Genomic DNA, 17,596 nt, shown 5'->3' on the forward strand with positions numbered 1-17,596 from the left:
CCCTTGATTTAAACAAATTTTCTTTAGGAAAGAAGGATCTTACACATGAATAAAGTATTTGCACTGCTAGTATTTGCAGGAGTTCCGATCTCGGTCATCGGCTCACTGCTTCATTGGCCGAATGTCATCATGTTCGTGATCTATTGTGTGACGATCATTGCCCTTGCAGCTTTTATGGGAAGGTCAACGGAAAGTTTGGCCGTTGTGTCGGGACCCCGTATCGGCGGATTATTGAACGCGACCTTTGGAAACGCGGTTGAACTCATTATTTCTATTTTTGCGTTAAAAGCTGGCTTGATCGGCGTCGTGCTGGCGTCCTTGACGGGCTCCGTGCTTGGGAATCTGCTCTTAGTTGCCGGGTTATCTTTTTTTGTTGGGGGAATCAAGTTCAAACGTCAGAAGTTCAATGTGTTTGATGCCCGTCACAACTCGGGGTTGCTCATGTTTGCGATCATCGTGGCATTCGTGATTCCGGAAGTATTTGCCCAGGATATGAACGAAGCGAAGACCATGACCCTTTCCATCGGTGTCTCGGTCATCTTAATCGCCCTTTATTTATTTGCCTTATTCTTTAAGTTAGTGACTCACCGCGGAGTGTATCAGCATGAAAGCGAAGAGGGTGCGCACGCTCATGAAGAGCCGGAGTGGAGTAAGGGGAAAGCGTTGTTGATCCTTGCCGCTTCCACTGCAGCCGTTGCCTATGTATCGGAACGCCTCGTTCATACGTTTGAAGAGGTCGGGAACACGTTCGGCTGGAGCGAACTGTTCATCGGGGTCATCATCGTAGCCATCGTCGGAAACGCTGCTGAACATGCGTCAGCGATCATTATGGCTTATAAAAATAAGATGGATATAGCTGTGGAGATTGCAGTCGGTTCTACCCTGCAGATTGCGATGTTTGTAGCGCCGGTTCTTGTGTTGATTTCACTGTTTTTCGAAACGAGCATGCCGCTTGTGTTTACGTTACCGGAACTGGTGGCCATGGTATCAGCCGTACTTGTCACTATCGTCATATCCAATGACGGGGAGACGAACTGGTTTGAGGGTCTAACCCTTTTGGCAGCCTACTTCATCATGGGGATTGGATTTTATCTACTATAATATAATCGAGAACCCGGCAGGTTAGTCTGTCGGGTCTTTTCTTTGTCCCGTAAAAATTCGTGAGAACCGCCTACTCAATCCTGAATAAGATAACAGAAGAGTTTTTGTGCAAAGGAATGAGAATGGTGAGAAAAAAGAAAAAACCGATCTTAGGCAAAGTCATTGATTGTAAAATCGATTTACCTCCCAGAGGATGTCCCGGGATTTTTCCCTTTGAAGGGTGTACAAATCCTATCATTCAACTAGATCAAAAAGGAATGATCAGCTGTGAAGGCATCATCAGCGGCAGAGTGCTATGTGATTATCAACCCCTCCAAGGTGTCACGGTTACTCTGTCGTCATCTTTCACGGGACTGATATTTGATAACGAGACTCCTGTCACGGACAGCACCGGCCGGTTTTCAACGAGAGTGACTGTGGCTCAGGGTACTTCGATCATACCTAACGTAATTGTGACCGCAACGGCAATGGTCATCGGGAAAACCATCTGGGATTCGACATCGGTAAGAGTGGACTGTATTATATGTAAACATCCTGAACTTATGCTGGATCCGATCAAGGAACCGGTCGGGTGTAAGGGGGCAAAACTTTCAGGACGGCTCATATGCGATGGAAGGGCAATAGGGAATGCGGCCATTTCATTTATCATTGAATCACCATCCAAGCGTATAGTGATCACTCCAAATCCTGCGATTACTCAGAGTGACGGGAAGTTCACGGCAACCCTGGTCCTTTTTCCTGATGTGAAGGAGACCATTACAATTACAGCAATAACGAAACTCGGAGGTAAAAAGGTTACCTCAGAAACGAGAGAAGTGAAGGTTCGATGCGTCAAATGTAAGAATCCGGACATAAAGGTAACTAATTTAAAGAAAATCGATTGCCGTGCCATTGTGAGTGGGAAAGTTACCTGTGATGGCGTACCTCAGGCGAATGTCCCGGTAACATTAACCGGCTCCCCGATTTTGAAGTTTAAGCCGCCTGTCCCAGTGACCAATGAGAAGGGAGAATTTTCATCTGTCGTCAAGGTGAAAAACGGAACTAAGTTTCAGTCCGCTTTCTATAAAGTGGAAGCAATGGTGGATGGAAAAACAGTTTCGGACACTGATCAAGTCATTGCAGGCTGTGACAAGTGTGAAAAGCCTAAATTGACTCTCGAAGTTCCGTGCGAGGTCATCCCTTGTAAAGGCACTAAATTGACCGGACAATTAACATGTGACGGAACCCCTATCCGACATGCAGCAATCACGATTGCGATCATAGATTCATCACCAGGTGCTGTGGAAGTGAATCCTAATCCTGCCCGGACCAATGAGCATGGTGAATATGAAACGATGATCACTCCAGTCTCGGGAAAATCCGAAGACATATCGATTCAGGCGACGACCATCTTTGGTGACACGGTGATCAAGTCGATGATCAAAACGGTCAAAATCCATTGCCAATGCAAAGATCCGACCATTGAACTGGATCATATAAAAGAAATAGACTGCTATGGAAAGGTGAGCGGTAAAGTATGTTGTGACAAGAAACCTCTGCATGATGTGAAAGTGAAATTGTCCAGTCCGACCTTACAGTTTGAACCCCCTGTTGTGTCTACAGATGAACATGGGAGATTTACCAGTGACGCCAAAGTGCCGCCGAACACGCCGTTCAAAGACGTTATATATTTGGCAAGCACCGTGATAGAGGATGAGGAAATCGTAGAAAAAGCCTTTGTTTATGCAGGATGCCTGAAATGCAGTGAAGTGAAACTGATATTTAAGGTGCCGCCTTATGTGGGATGCAAAGGAGCACGCCTCACAGGGAGAGTACTGTGTGACTCCAGTCCACTTGAAGATATAAAGGTTTACTTTGAAGTGAAAGAAGAGCACTTTAAGGGGATCATCGCACCCAATCCTGCCATCACAGACGAGGAAGGAAACTATTCAGCAAAAATCATTCCTGAATACGGAATGCATGATCGTATTTCAATCCAAGCTTTTGTCGTCATTGATGGCAAGAAGGTTTCCACAAAACCATATGAAGTACACATTAAATGTGTCTGTCCACCTGAAGAATGTTCCTGTGAGTAGGATAAAAAAAGCAGCAGAGTTCAATCATGAACTCCGCTGCTTTTTTTAGGGAATGTAGGAATGATTGAAAACAGGCCAGTTTGCTTTGTAGGTAGAAGCCTGACTGTTTTCTTATAAATATTAGTATAAAATAATATTTGAATTTTGTAAATATTCTTTCAAATAAAGTTTTTGGGATAAGCTTTTTCAACTAGGAAAAACTAACGGCAAACCCTTAAGCTTGAAAGGAGTCAAAACATGAAAATCATGCGCACTGTTCTTATGGTCATACTCGCATTTTTCGTTGCAACAACGGGTATTCACGCTGAAAATAGTCCTAAAAAAGAAAATGACAAAGCACCAAAAACAACGGAGAAAGCTCCGAAACCAACTGAAGATACCAGCGTAAAGATCCCAAACTCAGTATTAAACATCGCAAAGGAAAATACGTATCCCAACTCAACCCAGGATCAACCGTATCTTCAACCGAGCGAATGGTCCCAGGAATTAATCGAAACATCGAATGTGAGAATTGAAAACCCGAATCTAATCCGGATGCTGAATGAATCCACCATGAATAAAGCACCAACCATTGGATTGCGGGCAACGATCTATTTAGGAGAATGGCCTTTGAACTATGCTTCAACCGAGACCTCTCCTAACTGGGAGTATCAAAAGGTCAACACGAACTACTTCGATAACCGCGGCGGGAAATCCAATTATCAAATTCACTACGTCCAGGAAGCACAAAAAGTAGTGAAGGGTGGATTGACGGCTAAAGTCCCACACGCCGATGATGTAGAAAAGATGATGCTCATCAAAGCCATGGATAAATCAAAGCTGCCCCTTGCATTCCAAACGATTGTAGGAGCAGGAACGAAGAAGGATCAGGTGTACAACATTTCACCTAAGCGACTTGGCTACCTCTATGCCTACGCTCCGGCGATCAACGAAAAAGGAAAAGTGACCTACGGTGAAGTGTTCCTTGTGATGAAGGGAACAAAACGCTCCGTAGTCGTGAAAAATGTTACATCCCAAGGAGTCGGAGCCTGGATTCCAGTCCAGGATCACGTCCACTTCGGCTTCATGGCAAGCGAAACACCAAGATAAATGTTTAAAGAAGAGTGAAGTGGGGTAAAACTTATTTCACTCTTTTATTATTTTCTTTGATATGTTATAATAATTAGAATATTCAGAATTGAAGGAGGGGTATCATGGAGTATCTACTTATTTTTGGTGGGATCCTGATTGCGTACACAGCAATGAGAATTTGGTTCGGAGCAAAAAGGGCAAAAGTATATGCCGAAAGCCTCAAGAATCAACAATATAACGTAATGGACCCGGCACTACAGAAAATGGACCAACCCGTAAAAGAAAACCACCGCGGCCCAATCGGATAAGAAGCACACCGGATGAATTTCCGTTGTGCTTCTTTTTTTATTGGAGAGGGACGGACCTTGGTTTTGGGGTAGGGTAGTGGAAATGGAATGGGAGGGACGGACCTTGAGTGAGGGGAGAAGTAGCGGGTTTGGAATGGGTGCGAATGTCGATTTGTTCACAATTTGGCACAACAAACCCGAAAAGTGGCACAAGTTGGGGCGGAACTGGCACAACAAAGCCAGAAATTTAGTCAATTGATGGAAGTTCATATTCCAAACTTCTATAAAAAAGGCCCAAACCCATAACAGATTTGAGCCTTCACACTATTTCTATCGAGAAATCCTCGCTTCACGCTTCGAAAAGTCTACATCTCCATAATACATAGATTTCACAAGCACATTTGGTCCAAGGCAGCGGGCCATAGGGCAGTGGCAATTCAACTCTTTCGCAAGAGGTTGTTGTTTCCACTTTTCAAAAATGGCAGGCAGCGTATCCTTCGCTATATTTCCAAGGGCTGGCGTGTCACCGAAGTCAGTGACAATGACATCTCCAGTGAAAATATTTACATTCAGACGAGAACGGCCGTCAGGGTCATTACGGACGCTGACATTTTTAGCAGCATAAAGTTCCGTTAGAAAATCCAAGTCTTCCTGTGAAGAGCTGCAAGGATAGAATGGAAGTGTTCCAAATAGCATCCATATGTTTTCATCACGGAAGGTCAGAATGTCCCTGATGGCTTCCCTAGTTTCTTCCAATGAAAGAGTTTCTAAGCTTGACGCGAAATCGGAAGGGTACATTGGGTGAATTTCGTGACGACCGCACTTCATTTCGTCTACTACCTGACGGTGGATTTTTTCCAAGTAAGGCAGGGTGTTCTTATTTAACATGGTTTCTGCCGATACAAGGACTCCGCGTTCAGATAGAGCACGGCTGTTCTCGATCATGCGGTCAAACAGTTTCTGACGCTGCTCCCTTGTCGGCTTTCGTTCCATATTGGCAAAACCGACATCAATGAACTCATCGATCGTTCCCCAGTTGTGCGAGATGTGCAGCACATCCAAGTATGGGGCAATCATCAAGTAGCGATCGAGGTCCAGGGTCAGATTTGAGTTGATTTGGGTATGTACGCCTCTGGAATGTGCATACTTCAGTAATGGCAAGACATAATTTTCAACTGATTTCTTGGACATCATTGGCTCTCCGCCGGTAATACTAAGGGAACGAAGTGTTTTGATATCGTCGAGCTTCTGTAGAATCAATTCAATGGGAAGGGCGCTTGGATCCTTCGGGGACAGGGTATAACCGACGGCACAGTGCTCGCACCTCATGTTACAGAGCGTCGTGGTGGTGAATTCTATATTGGAAAGCGTGATGTCACCATGCTCATCCACATCTAAGTAAGCCTCCCAAGGATCATGGTCAATCGACATTTTCTTGGAGAGAGTATCAGTTTTCATTATAAAAGCTCCTTTATAAATAAGTACCTATTCATTATTGAGAAACGTCCAGCCCTTGTCAATCCGAAAGTTATTGGTTACCATAGTAAACGTATTGAAAGGAGAGAGAACTCTTGGGTAAAGCAATCAACGATAAAGACTCACAAGTAAGCTATTTAAAACAACGCCTGAACCTGTTCGTCGACGTTCTGGACTCAATCGATCCCGAACAAGCGGATATAGACGATATCGATCGCCTTATTGCCATGATCGATGATATAGAAGTAAAATGCGAGCAATTTAAAAAGAGTGAGTAGGAGTCCTGGATGGGGCTCTTATTTTTTTTGAGGGACGGACCTTGGATGTATGTGTTGGCGGTATGGTTCTGCCGGGCCGGGTGTGAAATTTGTCGTATTTTGTAGAACGGTCGGTATATAAGTGATTTCGGTTGATAAAACAGAATAACAGTTGATAAATTCAAATAACGGTCTAAATCCACCAACAACGCTCCATCAACCCCACACCTCATCCTATTCAGGATAGCAGACAACAATGTCAAGCAGGATTTCCCCACCGAAACGTCAAACTTCACATAAAACCATCTATTAAAGGAGCGAACAATCCCCATGATCATCACACCCATCGAAAAACACCAATGCCAGGCTGCTAAAGATGTGATTTTGTCCGGTTTCCTCGAGCGATTCGGGTTCATCGATCACAGCTTGAATCCCGATATCCGTGATATTTCAGAAGAGTATGATGGGACTATCATTTTTTTATTGGGAGAGAGAACAACGACATCATCTGCACAGGCGCCATTCGAAAAGAAACACCAGATACGTATCAGATTGTGAGAATGTCAGTCCAATCCCCCTACAGGAAACGTGGTCTCGGATGCATCATGCTCAAATTTCTGGAAGAAAAAGCACACTCCTTTGGGGCTCGCAGCCTCAACCTCGAAACGAACAAACAGTGGTCGGACGCCATCCGATTTTACCAAAACAACGGGTACATCTATAAGGGGGAAGATGAGGTTTCGTGTTATTTCGAGAAGGAAATTCCATTGTGAAATCCCTTTCAATCTTATTCTTATAGGAGTATAATGATGTATGAAAATTAAGACTGTTTTTGAGATCTTTAGAGGGGGAGAACGATGAATAAAGAGACATTACAGCAAAGTATGTACGATTTGATTGTGGAAACATCCACGAACCTGCCAAAGGATGTCAGACGTGCGATCCGGTCGGCGAAAGCCCGTGAGAACGCCGGTACGCGTTCGGCGATGAGCTTGGACACGATTTCAAATAACGTAAAGATGGCGGATGAAAATGTATCACCGATTTGTCAAGATACGGGACTTCCGACTTTTAAAATAAAAACACCGGTCGGCGTGAATCAGCTTGAAATCAAAGAAGCGATCTATGCTGCCATGGTACAGGCGACGAAGGACGGGAAGCTTCGTCCAAACTCAGTTGATTCATTGACTGGGGCAAACTCAGGAGACAATCTGGGCTTAGGGACACCGGTCATCAAGTTCGAGCAGTGGGAAAAGGATTATATCGATGCGCGTCTGATATTAAAAGGCGGCGGTTGTGAAAATAAAAACATCCAGTACAGCCTTCCGTGTGAGCTTGAAGGACTGGGCCGTGCCGGACGTGACCTGGATGGGATCCGTAAATGCGTGATGCATTCGGTGTATCAGGCCCAGGGACAAGGGTGCAGTGCCGGCTTCATCGGCGTTGGAATCGGGGGAGACCGTTCTTCAGGCTATGATCTGGCAAAAGAACAATTATTCCGTTCCGTTGATGATGTGAATGCGAATGAAGATCTTCGTAAGTTAGAAGAGTACGTAATGGACCATGCGAATGAGCTTGGAATCGGCACGATGGGATTCGGCGGTGAAACGACTCTGCTTGGCTGTAAAGTCGGCGTGATGAATCGTATCCCTGCCAGCTTCTTCGTATCTGTTGCCTATAATTGCTGGGCATTCCGTCGTTTAGGTGTGAAGCTTGATATGGAATCGGGCGGTATTGACGAATGGTTCTACCAGGAAGGTGAGAAAATCGATCTTACTCAAGGGTCAGAGGCTGAGCTTGAAACGGCAGCAGCTTCATCCGGGGAACAGCCAAACGTAGTCGTACTGGAAGCACCGATTACGGAAGAAAAAATTCGTGAGCTGAAGGTGGGAGACGTGGTTCATATCAACGGCCGTATGTACACCGGCCGTGACGCGATCCATAAACATTTGAGCGACAACGATGCGCCAGTTGATCTTGACGGTCAAATCATCTATCACTGTGGTCCGGTCATGCTGAAGGACGATGAAGGCAACTGGCACGTGAAAGCGGCTGGTCCGACGACATCGATTCGCGAGGAGCCTTATCAAGGGGACATCATGAAGCGTTTCGGTATCCGGGCGGTCATCGGAAAAGGCGGAATGGGTCCGAAAACCCTTGCCGCCTTGAAAGATCACGGCGGAGTGTACCTGAATGCCATCGGTGGAGCGGCTCAGTACTACGCAGATTGTATCAAGGGTGTAGACGGAGTGGATCTGATGCAGTTCGGTATTCCTGAAGCCATGTGGCACCTGAATGTGGAAGGCTTCACAGCAGTTGTAACGATGGATTCCCATGGTAACAGCCTGCATGAAGAAGTGGATAAATCGTCATTGGAAAAATTAGCTCAGTTTAAAGAGCCTGTTTTTAAATAAGGAAATCGAACCACCTCGTTAAAGTTGCGGGGTGGTTTTTCTATTGGGTATTTATGTTAAAATATGAAACCATAAAGACCTATTTTTCGTATTACATACAAACAGGATCTGGAGGGCTACGATGATTTTCAATAAATTAGTGAGCATGTTGTTTCTTTCCTTAATGGTGTTCTTAACAGGGTGTGCAAATAATACTGAAAAATCGAATATCACTTCCATTGAAGATGTGAACGTTGATACGTTAAAAGAAAACAGTGGAACCTATGTGGGGGATAACTCCAAGGTCAGTGCGATCCTTCAGGAATTGCCTGGTGGGGAAACCATTCAGGAGATCGATCTTTCAGGGGAAATGGTGAAGGTGACCTATGGCCATGAAGAAGGGAGCCTCACTCAAAGTGACGTGGAAGAGTTTTGGTTTGATGGTAATCATGCCGACCAGAAGAACTTTTATTACAACGCCATCTACCTGACCCTACTCGTTCCGAATGCCCAGGAATATCACTTCCAGATAGACGAATCCATGGTATCCATTTCAAGGGACAAAATGGTCAAGAACCTCCAGGATGAATTTGAAGAATTCCCAACAGGGGAGGCCATCTGGGATAAAAAGACCGTATCTCAATTCATCGATGAACACAACGGAAAACTAACCGAAATGGCCACGAAGTATCAGACGTTTTTTGAGTGAGGGACGGACCTTTAGGACCGGTTGTTCACAATTTGCCGCACCAAGTGTTGAAAAGTACCGCGACAATCATTGAAGGTGCCGCAACAGTTAGCAAAAGTGCGGCAACAAACAAAAATTCATGTCATCACACCCATATATGGATACTTTTAGTACACATGAATCCTCTCCGTTCTCAAAAACTAAGGGAAACGGAAGTGAAAGAAGGGTTCAGTTTTGCGGAATTCACTAAAAGTGTTGATTATAGCGTCAATCTTAGTATTACTCATCCCGGCACAAGCTTATGCAGTTTCGAATAACCCGATTGGCTGGGGATTTAAGAAAAGTCAGAATGAAGTTCCTGCAGAAGCAGGAGCTCAGCATGATCGGTTGCTTGAGAAATATGGAGCTTTTTACAAAGGATCACCGGATAAAAAAGTCCTGTATCTGTCCTTTGATAACGGGTATGAAAATGGCTACACAGGTCAGATCCTTGATGTGTTGAAACAGGAAAAAGTACCGGCGACCTTCTTCGTGACAGGTCACTACTTACTTAGCGCTGAAGATCTGGTCAAGCGAATGGTGAAAGAAGGGCATATCGTCGGGAACCATTCCTGGCATCACCCGGACTTCACGGCAAGCTCGGATCAAAAAATCCGGGAAGAGCTACAAAAAGTAAAAGTGAAAACGAAGGAACTGACAGGTCAGAAAGAAATGAACTACCTGCGCCCCCCAAGAGGTGTATTCTCTGAACGTACTCTCCAAATTGCGAAAGAGGAAGGTTACACTCACGTCTTCTGGTCACTAGCCTTTATCGATTGGAAGACCGATCAGCAAAGAGGCTGGCAATATTCGTACGACAATATCATGGCCCAAGCCCACCCAGGCGCGATCATCCTTCTGCACTCCGTCTCTAAAGACAACGCAGACGCCATGGAAAAAGCCATAAAAGACCTAAAGAAAAGAGGCTACACCTTCAAAAGCCTGGATGAACATCCAATGATGAAAAAATAAGAGGGACGGACCTTCATTCCTAGGACCTGGTCCTAGGAAATGAGGTCCGTCCCTCAACACTTTAATACCAAAGCACACTGTCATCGGCATCTTTCCGGTCACAATCGGCCAATCTATACATATTGTCCGCCATTTCCCCATTTTGTACATACTCGATATTCTCGCAGGACATCTTTACAATCTCCCCATTACCGAACGTATCCCGACGTGAGTCCCTAGCGGAATGAAGTACATTCCCGTCAAACTCGAGGTCGTGCAAAATAGGATCTCCTTCCTCTGTATAAGAAACAATCCGAATGCGATCCTCTACATCATCCATCACATTCTGATAAAACTCTTCAAACCTCTCCATATTCTCAACATTTCCATGAGTATTCACTATATCTGTCTCCACAGGCTCATAAGCCCCCGCTTTTTTCCCCACTTGAGTTTCCACCTGGTTGCCAGGCTCCTCACAACCACCCACACAGAATAAAAGGAACAAACCAGCCATCATCCATCTCTTCACGAACCAAATCATCCCTTTCATAAATTCCATGAGGTCCGTCCCTATACTATAGCCCCTATACTTTTACAGGTCCGTCCCTCAGCTATTGTATTAGACGGACGACAACGTTGAGGTGTTACACCGACGGTATGCTATAATACACATACAAGTTTTGTGCGGAAGGATGAGGATGATGGTGATAAGGAATGTTAAGGTTGAGGGTCCCTATGATTTTGACCGGGTACTGGAGAGGCTGGCGCTGGATCCGTTGAACGCAGTGGATCAGGAAGACCGAAGCGTGAAGGTTCCCTACTATCTCCCTGATGGGAAAGGGGAGGTCATCAAGGTTCAGGCGACAGGCACCACGGATCGACCTGAATTCAGCATGACCTTTGAAAACGAAGAAAACCTTGAAGAGAAGCAGAGCCGAATCTCGGACATTTTCCAGTGGCACACCGGTCTCCGGGACATGCATGAGCACTTCCTACAGACCGATCTGAAGCCCATTTTCGAGGAGCATATCGGGACGCCCATCATCTTGGAATTCGACCCGTTTGCGACGATTATCAAAAGCATCATCCATCAGCAGCTGAACCTGAAATTTGCCTTCACCCTGACCCATCGTTTTGTCACAAAATATGGCTGGCAAAAGGATGGGGTCTGGTTCTATCCATCACCGGAAATAGTCGCCGGGCTCACTGTGGAAGAACTGCAGGAGCTGCAATTCAGTCAGCGGAAAGCGGAATATGCGATCGGCATCGGGCAAAAGGTATCGAATGGCGAACTGGACCTGGACAAACTAGCCCAGCAGCCGGACGAAGAAGTGATCAAGGAACTTACCAAAATCCGGGGCATCGGCCCATGGACAGCCCAAAGCTTTCTGTTATTCGGACTCGGTCGGCCGAATCTCTTCCCGAAAGCGGATATCGGCATCCAAAATGCCATCAAGAAATTATTTCGAATGGATCAGAAACCGACCATGGATGAGCTTGACCAATTCAGCGAATCCTGGCATCCTTATTTAAGCTATGCATCCTTGTATTTATGGAGAAGTATCGAATAGAACGGACGTGAACCAATGAAAAAGCAATACGAAAAAAAGCAGCACAATGAAGTGAAAATCGAGCTGAAACAACAGTTTCCTCTAACCATAAAAAAAATCGGCATCAACGGTGAAGGAGTCGGGTTCTTTAAACGAAAGATCGTTTTCGTACCCGGGGCCCTTGCAGGGGAAGAAGTGGTGGTGGAAGTGACCAAGGTCCACCCGAAATTCACCGAAGCCCGCATCAAGAAGATCCGGAAGAAGTCACCACAACGTACTAAAGCTCCATGCCCGGTATACGAGCAGTGCGGAGGCTGCCAGCTTCAGCATCTCTCATATGAAGGACAACTGGAGGCCAAACGGGACATCCTGCTTCAATCTCTCGAGCGTCACACGAAGCTTAGATTGGAAGACCTGGACATCCGACCGACGATTGGAATGGACAACCCGTGGCACTACCGGAACAAAAGCCAATTCCAAGTGGGGATCCAAAACGGCAAGGTCATCGCAGGCCTATACAGTATGAACTCAAACAAGCTGATAGACATCGATGAATGTATCGTTCAGCACCCGCTGACAAATAAAGTGACAACCGAAATCAAACGCATCATCAACGACTTCAACATCCCTGTCTTTGATGATAAAAAGAAGAAGCCGATCCTGAAAACGATCGTCACCCGTGTCGGCTTTGAAACAGGCGAAGTCCAAGTCGTACTCGTCACTGCAGAGAAGAAGATCCCGCGCAAGGAATTGCTGATTTCGGAAATCCAGAAAAATCTCCCGGAAGTCGTATCGATTGCCCAAAACATCAACCCGAAAAAAACGGCACTCATATTCGGAGATGAAACGATCCATCTATCAGGGAAAGAAAGTATTGAAGAGCGCCTCGAAGAGTTCACCTACGAGCTATCGGCACGTGCGTTCTTCCAGCTCAACCCGATTCAGACGAGCAAGTTGTATAATGAAGCAAAAAAAGCAGCGGCCCTTACAGGTGAGGAAAAAGTGGTCGATGCCTATTGTGGAGTAGGAACCATCGGATTATGGCTTGCAGACGGAGCGAAAGAAATCCGCGGCATGGACGTCATCAAGGAAGGTATCGATGACGCGAAGAAGAATGCAAAGAAATTCGGAGTCGATCATGCTGAATACTTCGTCGGCGGTGCTGAAACCCTCATGCCAAAATGGAAAAACGAAGGCTGGCATCCGGATGTCGTAGTGGTAGACCCGCCAAGGACCGGTTGTGACAACAAGCTTCTGGATACGTTGAAAGAAGTGAAACCGAAGACATTTGTCTATGTCTCCTGCAACCCATCGACTCTGGCGAAGGATATCGATTACTTGAAGAAACAGTACAGGGTGGAATATTTACAGCCGGTGGATATGTTCCCGCAGACCGCGCATGTGGAGGTTGTGGCGAGGCTGGTTCTCAAATAAAAATTGTAGGAATCCTCTTTCTTAACAGCGACAATTTTATTAGAAAGGAAGAGTTTAATGGGAAAGGTGAAGGTAAGGTATCTAAGGTATGATGATATTCATGATAGACACTTCTATTCAGATACAATTGGACGTAGATTAAATGATGGTTTTGTGATTACAGATATTGAATTCGGCTATGGGATTGAGAGAATCCTCGAAGAAAGAGATGGGTACTGCATTGTTCGTGATGGCGATGACTTTACTCCTATTATTGTCGATATAGATAATGCAGGTGACATCGATTTTTCCCATGAAGCCGTAAAGAAATTTTTTGAGTATTTGATTGAAACCACACTATAAAACAAACAATAGGGCATCCTTCAATCGCTGAGGGATGCCCATTTTAGATCACATCGGCACATCCTCCAAGCAGATGTCTGGTCAATAAACCCGTTTATCTATTAAGATGTCCCTTGAACAACCACAAGGAGGCAAAATCATGAACAATAAATATAAAGAGCTATTATCTCCCTATACTTTCAAAAATGGAGTCGAATTAAAGAACCGCATCATCATGGCACCGATGACGAATTTCTCATCGGATGAGCAGGGTAACGTAACGGATGCAGAGGTCAACTACTATGCAAGACGTTCAAAAGATGTCAGCATGGTGATTACTGCCTGCACATATGTCACGCCTGATGGAAAAGGGTTCCCTGGTGAGTTCGGCGGGGATTCCGATGAAATGATCCCGAGCCTTGAACGATTGGCAAAGGGAATCAAAGACCAGGGCGCAAAAGCTGTCCTCCAGATTTTCCACGGAGGTGTACAATGCCCACCAGATTTGGTTCCTGACGGGGACGTTGTTAGTGCGAGTGACGTAATGGGTGAAAATGGTGAAAAGAAAGCCAGAGCCTTAACAGAAGCAGAGATCGAGAATATCATCGATGCTTTCGGTGAGACGACCCGCCGTGCGATTGAAGCGGGATATGATGGCGTGGAGATCCACGGAGCGAACGGTTATTTGATCCATCAATTCTTCTCCCCGATGACAAATCGTCGTGAAGACCGTTTTGGCGGCAGCCTGGAAAAGCGGATGACGTTCCCGCTTGCCATCGTCGATAAGGTGAAGAGTGTGGTCGCTGAGCATGCGGATCCATCGTTCCTCGTTGGATACCGTTTCTCACCTGAGGAGCCTGAAGTCAATGGGTTCACGATGGGTGACACCCTTACCCTTGTGGATGCCCTTGCAGACAAGGACCTTGATTATCTTCACGTGTCCCTGTTCGAGTTCTTCTCGAAGCCAAGAAGAGGCGTGGAGGACGTTGAGAGAACAAGAATGGATTATTTATTGAAAACCATCGGTGACCGTACACCTCTGATCGGTGTAGGTTCGATTTACTCTGCCGACGATGCACATAAAGCGTTCGGTACAGGCGTTCCGTTATTGGCCCTTGGACGTGAACTGATCATTGATCCCGATTGGCTGAAGAAGATAGAAGATGGAAGAGAAGATGAAATTGTAACGGAGATCGATAAAGGGAAACAGGAAGAATTGGTCGTTCCCGATCCGTTATGGAATGCAATTGTGAATACGCCTGGCTGGTTCCCGGGAGTGTAGAGAGTCAGTCTTGAAAAGAAATGCCCTGTGAAGATTCACAGGGCATTTCTTTTATTTAACTTTCACTATGCTGAGATTCTTTGTTTCCCGGTGCGAACCACCCAAACAAGGCGATACCCACAAGGACTCCGTAAAACGTGAGGGTCCAAAGGGTGCTATGAGGGAAATCGTGATCCAGGATATGAATATCTTCATGAGCCAGTGTAATGACCGCCAGCTTCACCCCGACCCAGGCGACAATGGCATAGGCGGTTGTTTCTAAAGCAGGGCGCTTTTCAAGCAGCTGCACAAACCAGGTTGCAGCATATTTGATCAAGATCAGCCCGGCAATTCCACCTAGGACAACAATGATAAATTGTCCGCCATCCATCCCTCCAAAATCATCAAGGGGAGAATCAGGGAGACCAAGGGCAAGAGCCACGGCAGCGAGAATCGAATCAATCGCAAAAGCAAGGTCTGCCAATGCAATCTTTCCTACTGTCGGCCAGAAGCCTTTACCGGCCGCATCTTCTTCTGTATCTTCACGGATATTCTCATTCTCTTTTCCAAACCGTGCTTTGATGACATGCTTTAAGCCCAGGTAAAGAAGGTAGGCTGCACCGATCGCCTGGATTTGCCAGACGTTTGCGATAAAGGAAATCGCAAATAGTGCACCAAATCGGAAGGCAAATGCGAGGAAGATCCCGTATTTGATTGCCCTTTTCTTCTCCTCATCGGGCAAATGTTTCGCAATGACGGCGAGGACAAGGGCATTATCCGCTGATAACAAGCCTTCAAGGCCGATAAGGATCAGTAATGTCCATCCGTATTCTAACCAGATTGATTCCAAACGTAAAACTCCTTCCTAGTGAAAAGGCAGTGATGTCATCCTTTTGAAAATAAGTCCACAGTGTTTATCTTACCACTTATTTTACATCTGATACTTTAAGGACATTAGTTTTTTCGAGAAAAATTACGTGCGGACTCCGTTCGAAGAATGGGTATTCTTTAGTGAAATACCTCAAATACTAATAACATACCCCATTAATTAATCATCTAGGGTTATTAAGGAGATGGATTATCTTGGAGTGGGAAAATTTACTTTTTAAAGCGGAAGAGCTTACTTATCTGGAATTATTTCTCCGGACCACGATTTTGTATTTTGTTCTTTTTTTAGCTGATAAAGCGTTGGGATTTCGACAGCCAGGTATTGTGACTCCTTATAATTTCCTGGTGGCTGCCGGTATTAGTCACATCGCTGCATCAAGAATGGTGCAGCCTGCGTCACGGCCAATTGATGCGATTGCGATTACATTTGTATATATCTTGATCATCTTATTGGTCTCTTATAGTTACATAAAGATATCTCCATACATTGCTTCTAAAAGACAGAAAGTCCTTGTGGAAAAAGGTAAAGTGAATAAAGGGAATTTAAGGAAGACCATGCTCACCATCGATAACTTGTTATCAATATTAAGAAAAAAGAATGTCTTTGATTTGCAAAACGTCGAATATGTCATTGCGGAACCAAATGGAGACTTCAGTGTGGCGAAAGATAGCCATACTTTACCGGTCACGAAATCCACTATGGGTATACCAATGACCACGAAAGAACTCACTAAAATTTTGATTTATGATGGAAAGGTTGATAGGAAAATAATGAAGGAGAAACAGCTTAATATAGACTGGGTCTACCTTCAATTAAAAGAGCAGAATGTAACGGATATTGCAGATGTCAATCTTGGTCTTATTACTGAACAGAATGAATTGTTCATTCATTAAGGAGGAACATCCATTGCCTGATGTATTTGGCGTGATTGAGGAAATTTCATTATTTGGATATTTAATCAGAACACTGATTGTAGGAGTTGTCGGGTTCTTTGTGGGCAGGCTGGTATCAAGGCGAGCCGTAAGTCAATTAACTACATATGATTTTGCCCTCATTTGGATACTTGGTGCCATTACGGTATCTCCCTTGTTGGATGGAAAGGTATCATTTACTTATATGCTGGTTCCGTTGTTGACTTTATTCTTTTGGCACATCGTGTTCAGCCTGATTTCACTGAAAAGTAGAAGGTTCAGCTTCTTCTTTAATGGCAAGCCTGCAATCCTGATCGATAATGGAAGGGTTGTCCTGAAAAATCTAAAGCGGCAATTTATCAATTTAGAGCTGCTCCTATCTGAACTCCGGGTAAACGATGTCTTCGATATAAGCCAGGTCAAATATGCCATCTTAGAGCCAAACGGGTTTATATCCGTCATGAAATACGATCGGGAATCCCATGTTACATCCAAGGACATGAATCTCCCTGTAAGTGCCACTGAAATCCCCCTCGTCGTCATAAATGAAGGTCGAATCGTACATGAGAACTTAAAGGAACTTCAAGTAGACGAAGGATGGCTAATGAGTCAGTTGTTTAAAGAAAACATTGCAGATATAAATGATGTTTTTTTGGGTACTATGAATAAATCAAAGAAATTGTATGTATTAAAGAATGAAAATAACTAAAAGTAGACCTTCTTTCAAATGTTCTAAACGAATAGGTAACATCGAATGGCGGAAGTTCATTTTCCTTTTGCCATAATGAATCATTTCATGCTATAGTGAATTTACTAAATATGACAGGAGTGATGGGTGGACGATGAAGCACTGATCTTATTTTCGAGACGTTTGAAATTCCATATTTCAAAT

19 protein-coding genes are annotated in these 17,596 nt (G+C 44.8%); 16 read left to right on the forward strand and 3 right to left on the reverse strand.

What is annotated here, in order from left to right; all coding sequences use genetic code 11:
- Nucleotides 1-45 precede the first annotated feature (45 nt).
- The 4 genes from cax to ACOSV2_RS12275 all read left to right on the forward strand — a co-directional run bounded on the left by cax (nucleotide 46) and on the right by ACOSV2_RS12275 (nucleotide 4,555).
- Nucleotides 46-1,101 (forward strand): calcium/proton exchanger, encoded by a 1,056-nt coding sequence (cax, locus tag ACOSV2_RS12260; protein ID WP_113968709.1) that lies wholly within the window; start codon nucleotides 46-48, stop codon nucleotides 1,099-1,101.
- 122 nt (nucleotides 1,102-1,223) lie between these two features.
- Nucleotides 1,224-3,176, forward strand: a complete 1,953-nt coding sequence (locus ACOSV2_RS12265; RefSeq protein ID WP_428975317.1) for a hypothetical protein — start codon at nucleotides 1,224-1,226, stop codon at nucleotides 3,174-3,176.
- Nucleotides 3,177-3,413: 237 nt separating this feature from the next.
- Complete coding sequence (locus tag ACOSV2_RS12270) at nucleotides 3,414-4,265, forward strand: YfkD family protein (protein ID WP_428975318.1); 852 nt, start codon at nucleotides 3,414-3,416, stop codon at nucleotides 4,263-4,265.
- Between the two features lie 104 nt (nucleotides 4,266-4,369).
- Nucleotides 4,370-4,555 (forward strand): hypothetical protein, encoded by a 186-nt coding sequence (locus ACOSV2_RS12275; protein WP_428975319.1) that lies wholly within the window; start codon nucleotides 4,370-4,372, stop codon nucleotides 4,553-4,555.
- Nucleotides 4,556-4,864: 309 nt separating this feature from the next.
- Here ACOSV2_RS12275 and yfkAB read toward each other — a convergent pair whose 3' ends face one another.
- Nucleotides 4,865-5,992 carry a radical SAM/CxCxxxxC motif protein YfkAB gene (yfkAB, locus tag ACOSV2_RS12280; protein WP_428975320.1) on the reverse strand — a complete coding sequence of 376 codons (1,128 nt, stop codon included), beginning with the start codon at nucleotides 5,990-5,992 and terminating at the stop codon, nucleotides 4,865-4,867.
- A 113-nt stretch (nucleotides 5,993-6,105) separates the two neighbouring features.
- Between yfkAB and ACOSV2_RS12285 the strand changes: the two genes are divergently transcribed.
- From ACOSV2_RS12285 to pdaA, 6 genes are all read left to right on the forward strand, one after another.
- Nucleotides 6,106-6,288, forward strand: a complete 183-nt coding sequence (locus ACOSV2_RS12285; protein WP_034761313.1) for an SE1561 family protein — start codon at nucleotides 6,106-6,108, stop codon at nucleotides 6,286-6,288.
- A gap of 309 nt (nucleotides 6,289-6,597) precedes the next feature.
- Nucleotides 6,598-6,825, forward strand: coding sequence for a hypothetical protein (locus ACOSV2_RS12290; protein ID WP_428975321.1), 228 nt, complete (start codon nucleotides 6,598-6,600; stop codon nucleotides 6,823-6,825).
- Nucleotides 6,789-7,040 (forward strand): GNAT family N-acetyltransferase, encoded by a 252-nt coding sequence (locus ACOSV2_RS12295; RefSeq protein ID WP_428975883.1) that lies wholly within the window; start codon nucleotides 6,789-6,791, stop codon nucleotides 7,038-7,040. The genes ACOSV2_RS12290 and ACOSV2_RS12295 overlap by 37 nt, the downstream gene beginning before the upstream one ends.
- An 84-nt stretch (nucleotides 7,041-7,124) precedes the next feature.
- Nucleotides 7,125-8,681, forward strand: a complete 1,557-nt coding sequence (locus ACOSV2_RS12300; protein WP_428975322.1) for a fumarate hydratase — start codon at nucleotides 7,125-7,127, stop codon at nucleotides 8,679-8,681.
- Between the two features lie 121 nt (nucleotides 8,682-8,802).
- Nucleotides 8,803-9,369, forward strand: a complete 567-nt coding sequence (locus ACOSV2_RS12305) for a DUF4825 domain-containing protein (protein ID WP_428975323.1) — start codon at nucleotides 8,803-8,805, stop codon at nucleotides 9,367-9,369.
- Between the two features lie 213 nt (nucleotides 9,370-9,582).
- The gene (gene pdaA, locus ACOSV2_RS12310) at nucleotides 9,583-10,359 is read left to right on the forward strand and encodes a delta-lactam-biosynthetic de-N-acetylase (protein ID WP_428975324.1); all 777 of its coding nucleotides are present in this window, start codon (nucleotides 9,583-9,585) and stop codon (nucleotides 10,357-10,359) included.
- 61 nt (nucleotides 10,360-10,420) lie between these two features.
- On the opposite strand, the gene ACOSV2_RS12315 is transcribed toward pdaA, so the two are convergent.
- Nucleotides 10,421-10,897, reverse strand: coding sequence for a DUF4362 domain-containing protein (locus ACOSV2_RS12315; RefSeq protein WP_428975325.1), 477 nt, complete (start codon nucleotides 10,895-10,897; stop codon nucleotides 10,421-10,423).
- A 142-nt stretch (nucleotides 10,898-11,039) separates the two neighbouring features.
- On the opposite strand from ACOSV2_RS12315, the gene ACOSV2_RS12320 reads away from it, so the two are divergent.
- From ACOSV2_RS12320 to ACOSV2_RS12335, 4 genes are all read left to right on the forward strand, one after another.
- Complete coding sequence (locus ACOSV2_RS12320; protein WP_428975884.1) at nucleotides 11,040-11,909, forward strand: DNA-3-methyladenine glycosylase family protein; 870 nt, start codon at nucleotides 11,040-11,042, stop codon at nucleotides 11,907-11,909.
- Between the two features lie 15 nt (nucleotides 11,910-11,924).
- Nucleotides 11,925-13,322: a 23S rRNA (uracil(1939)-C(5))-methyltransferase RlmD gene (gene rlmD, locus ACOSV2_RS12325; protein WP_428975326.1), complete on the forward strand. Its 1,398-nt coding sequence runs from the start codon at nucleotides 11,925-11,927 to the stop codon at nucleotides 13,320-13,322.
- A gap of 57 nt (nucleotides 13,323-13,379) precedes the next feature.
- Nucleotides 13,380-13,664, forward strand: coding sequence for a hypothetical protein (locus ACOSV2_RS12330; protein ID WP_428975327.1), 285 nt, complete (start codon nucleotides 13,380-13,382; stop codon nucleotides 13,662-13,664).
- A 139-nt stretch (nucleotides 13,665-13,803) separates the two neighbouring features.
- Nucleotides 13,804-14,925, forward strand: coding sequence for an NADH-dependent flavin oxidoreductase (locus ACOSV2_RS12335; protein WP_428975328.1), 1,122 nt, complete (start codon nucleotides 13,804-13,806; stop codon nucleotides 14,923-14,925).
- Between the two features lie 55 nt (nucleotides 14,926-14,980).
- Here the strand turns inward: ACOSV2_RS12335 and ACOSV2_RS12340 are convergent, their stop codons facing one another.
- Nucleotides 14,981-15,754, reverse strand: coding sequence for a TerC family protein (locus ACOSV2_RS12340; RefSeq protein WP_428975329.1), 774 nt, complete (start codon nucleotides 15,752-15,754; stop codon nucleotides 14,981-14,983).
- Between the two features lie 233 nt (nucleotides 15,755-15,987).
- Between ACOSV2_RS12340 and ACOSV2_RS12345 the strand changes: the two genes are divergently transcribed.
- Both ACOSV2_RS12345 and ACOSV2_RS12350 read left to right on the forward strand, forming a co-directional pair.
- The gene (locus tag ACOSV2_RS12345) at nucleotides 15,988-16,686 is read left to right on the forward strand and encodes a YetF domain-containing protein (RefSeq protein ID WP_428975330.1); all 699 of its coding nucleotides are present in this window, start codon (nucleotides 15,988-15,990) and stop codon (nucleotides 16,684-16,686) included.
- Between the two features lie 13 nt (nucleotides 16,687-16,699).
- The gene (locus ACOSV2_RS12350; protein WP_428975331.1) at nucleotides 16,700-17,413 is read left to right on the forward strand and encodes a YetF domain-containing protein; all 714 of its coding nucleotides are present in this window, start codon (nucleotides 16,700-16,702) and stop codon (nucleotides 17,411-17,413) included.
- Nucleotides 17,414-17,596 lie beyond the last annotated feature (183 nt).

Source organism: Rossellomorea sp. DUT-2 (genome assembly GCF_052665285.1).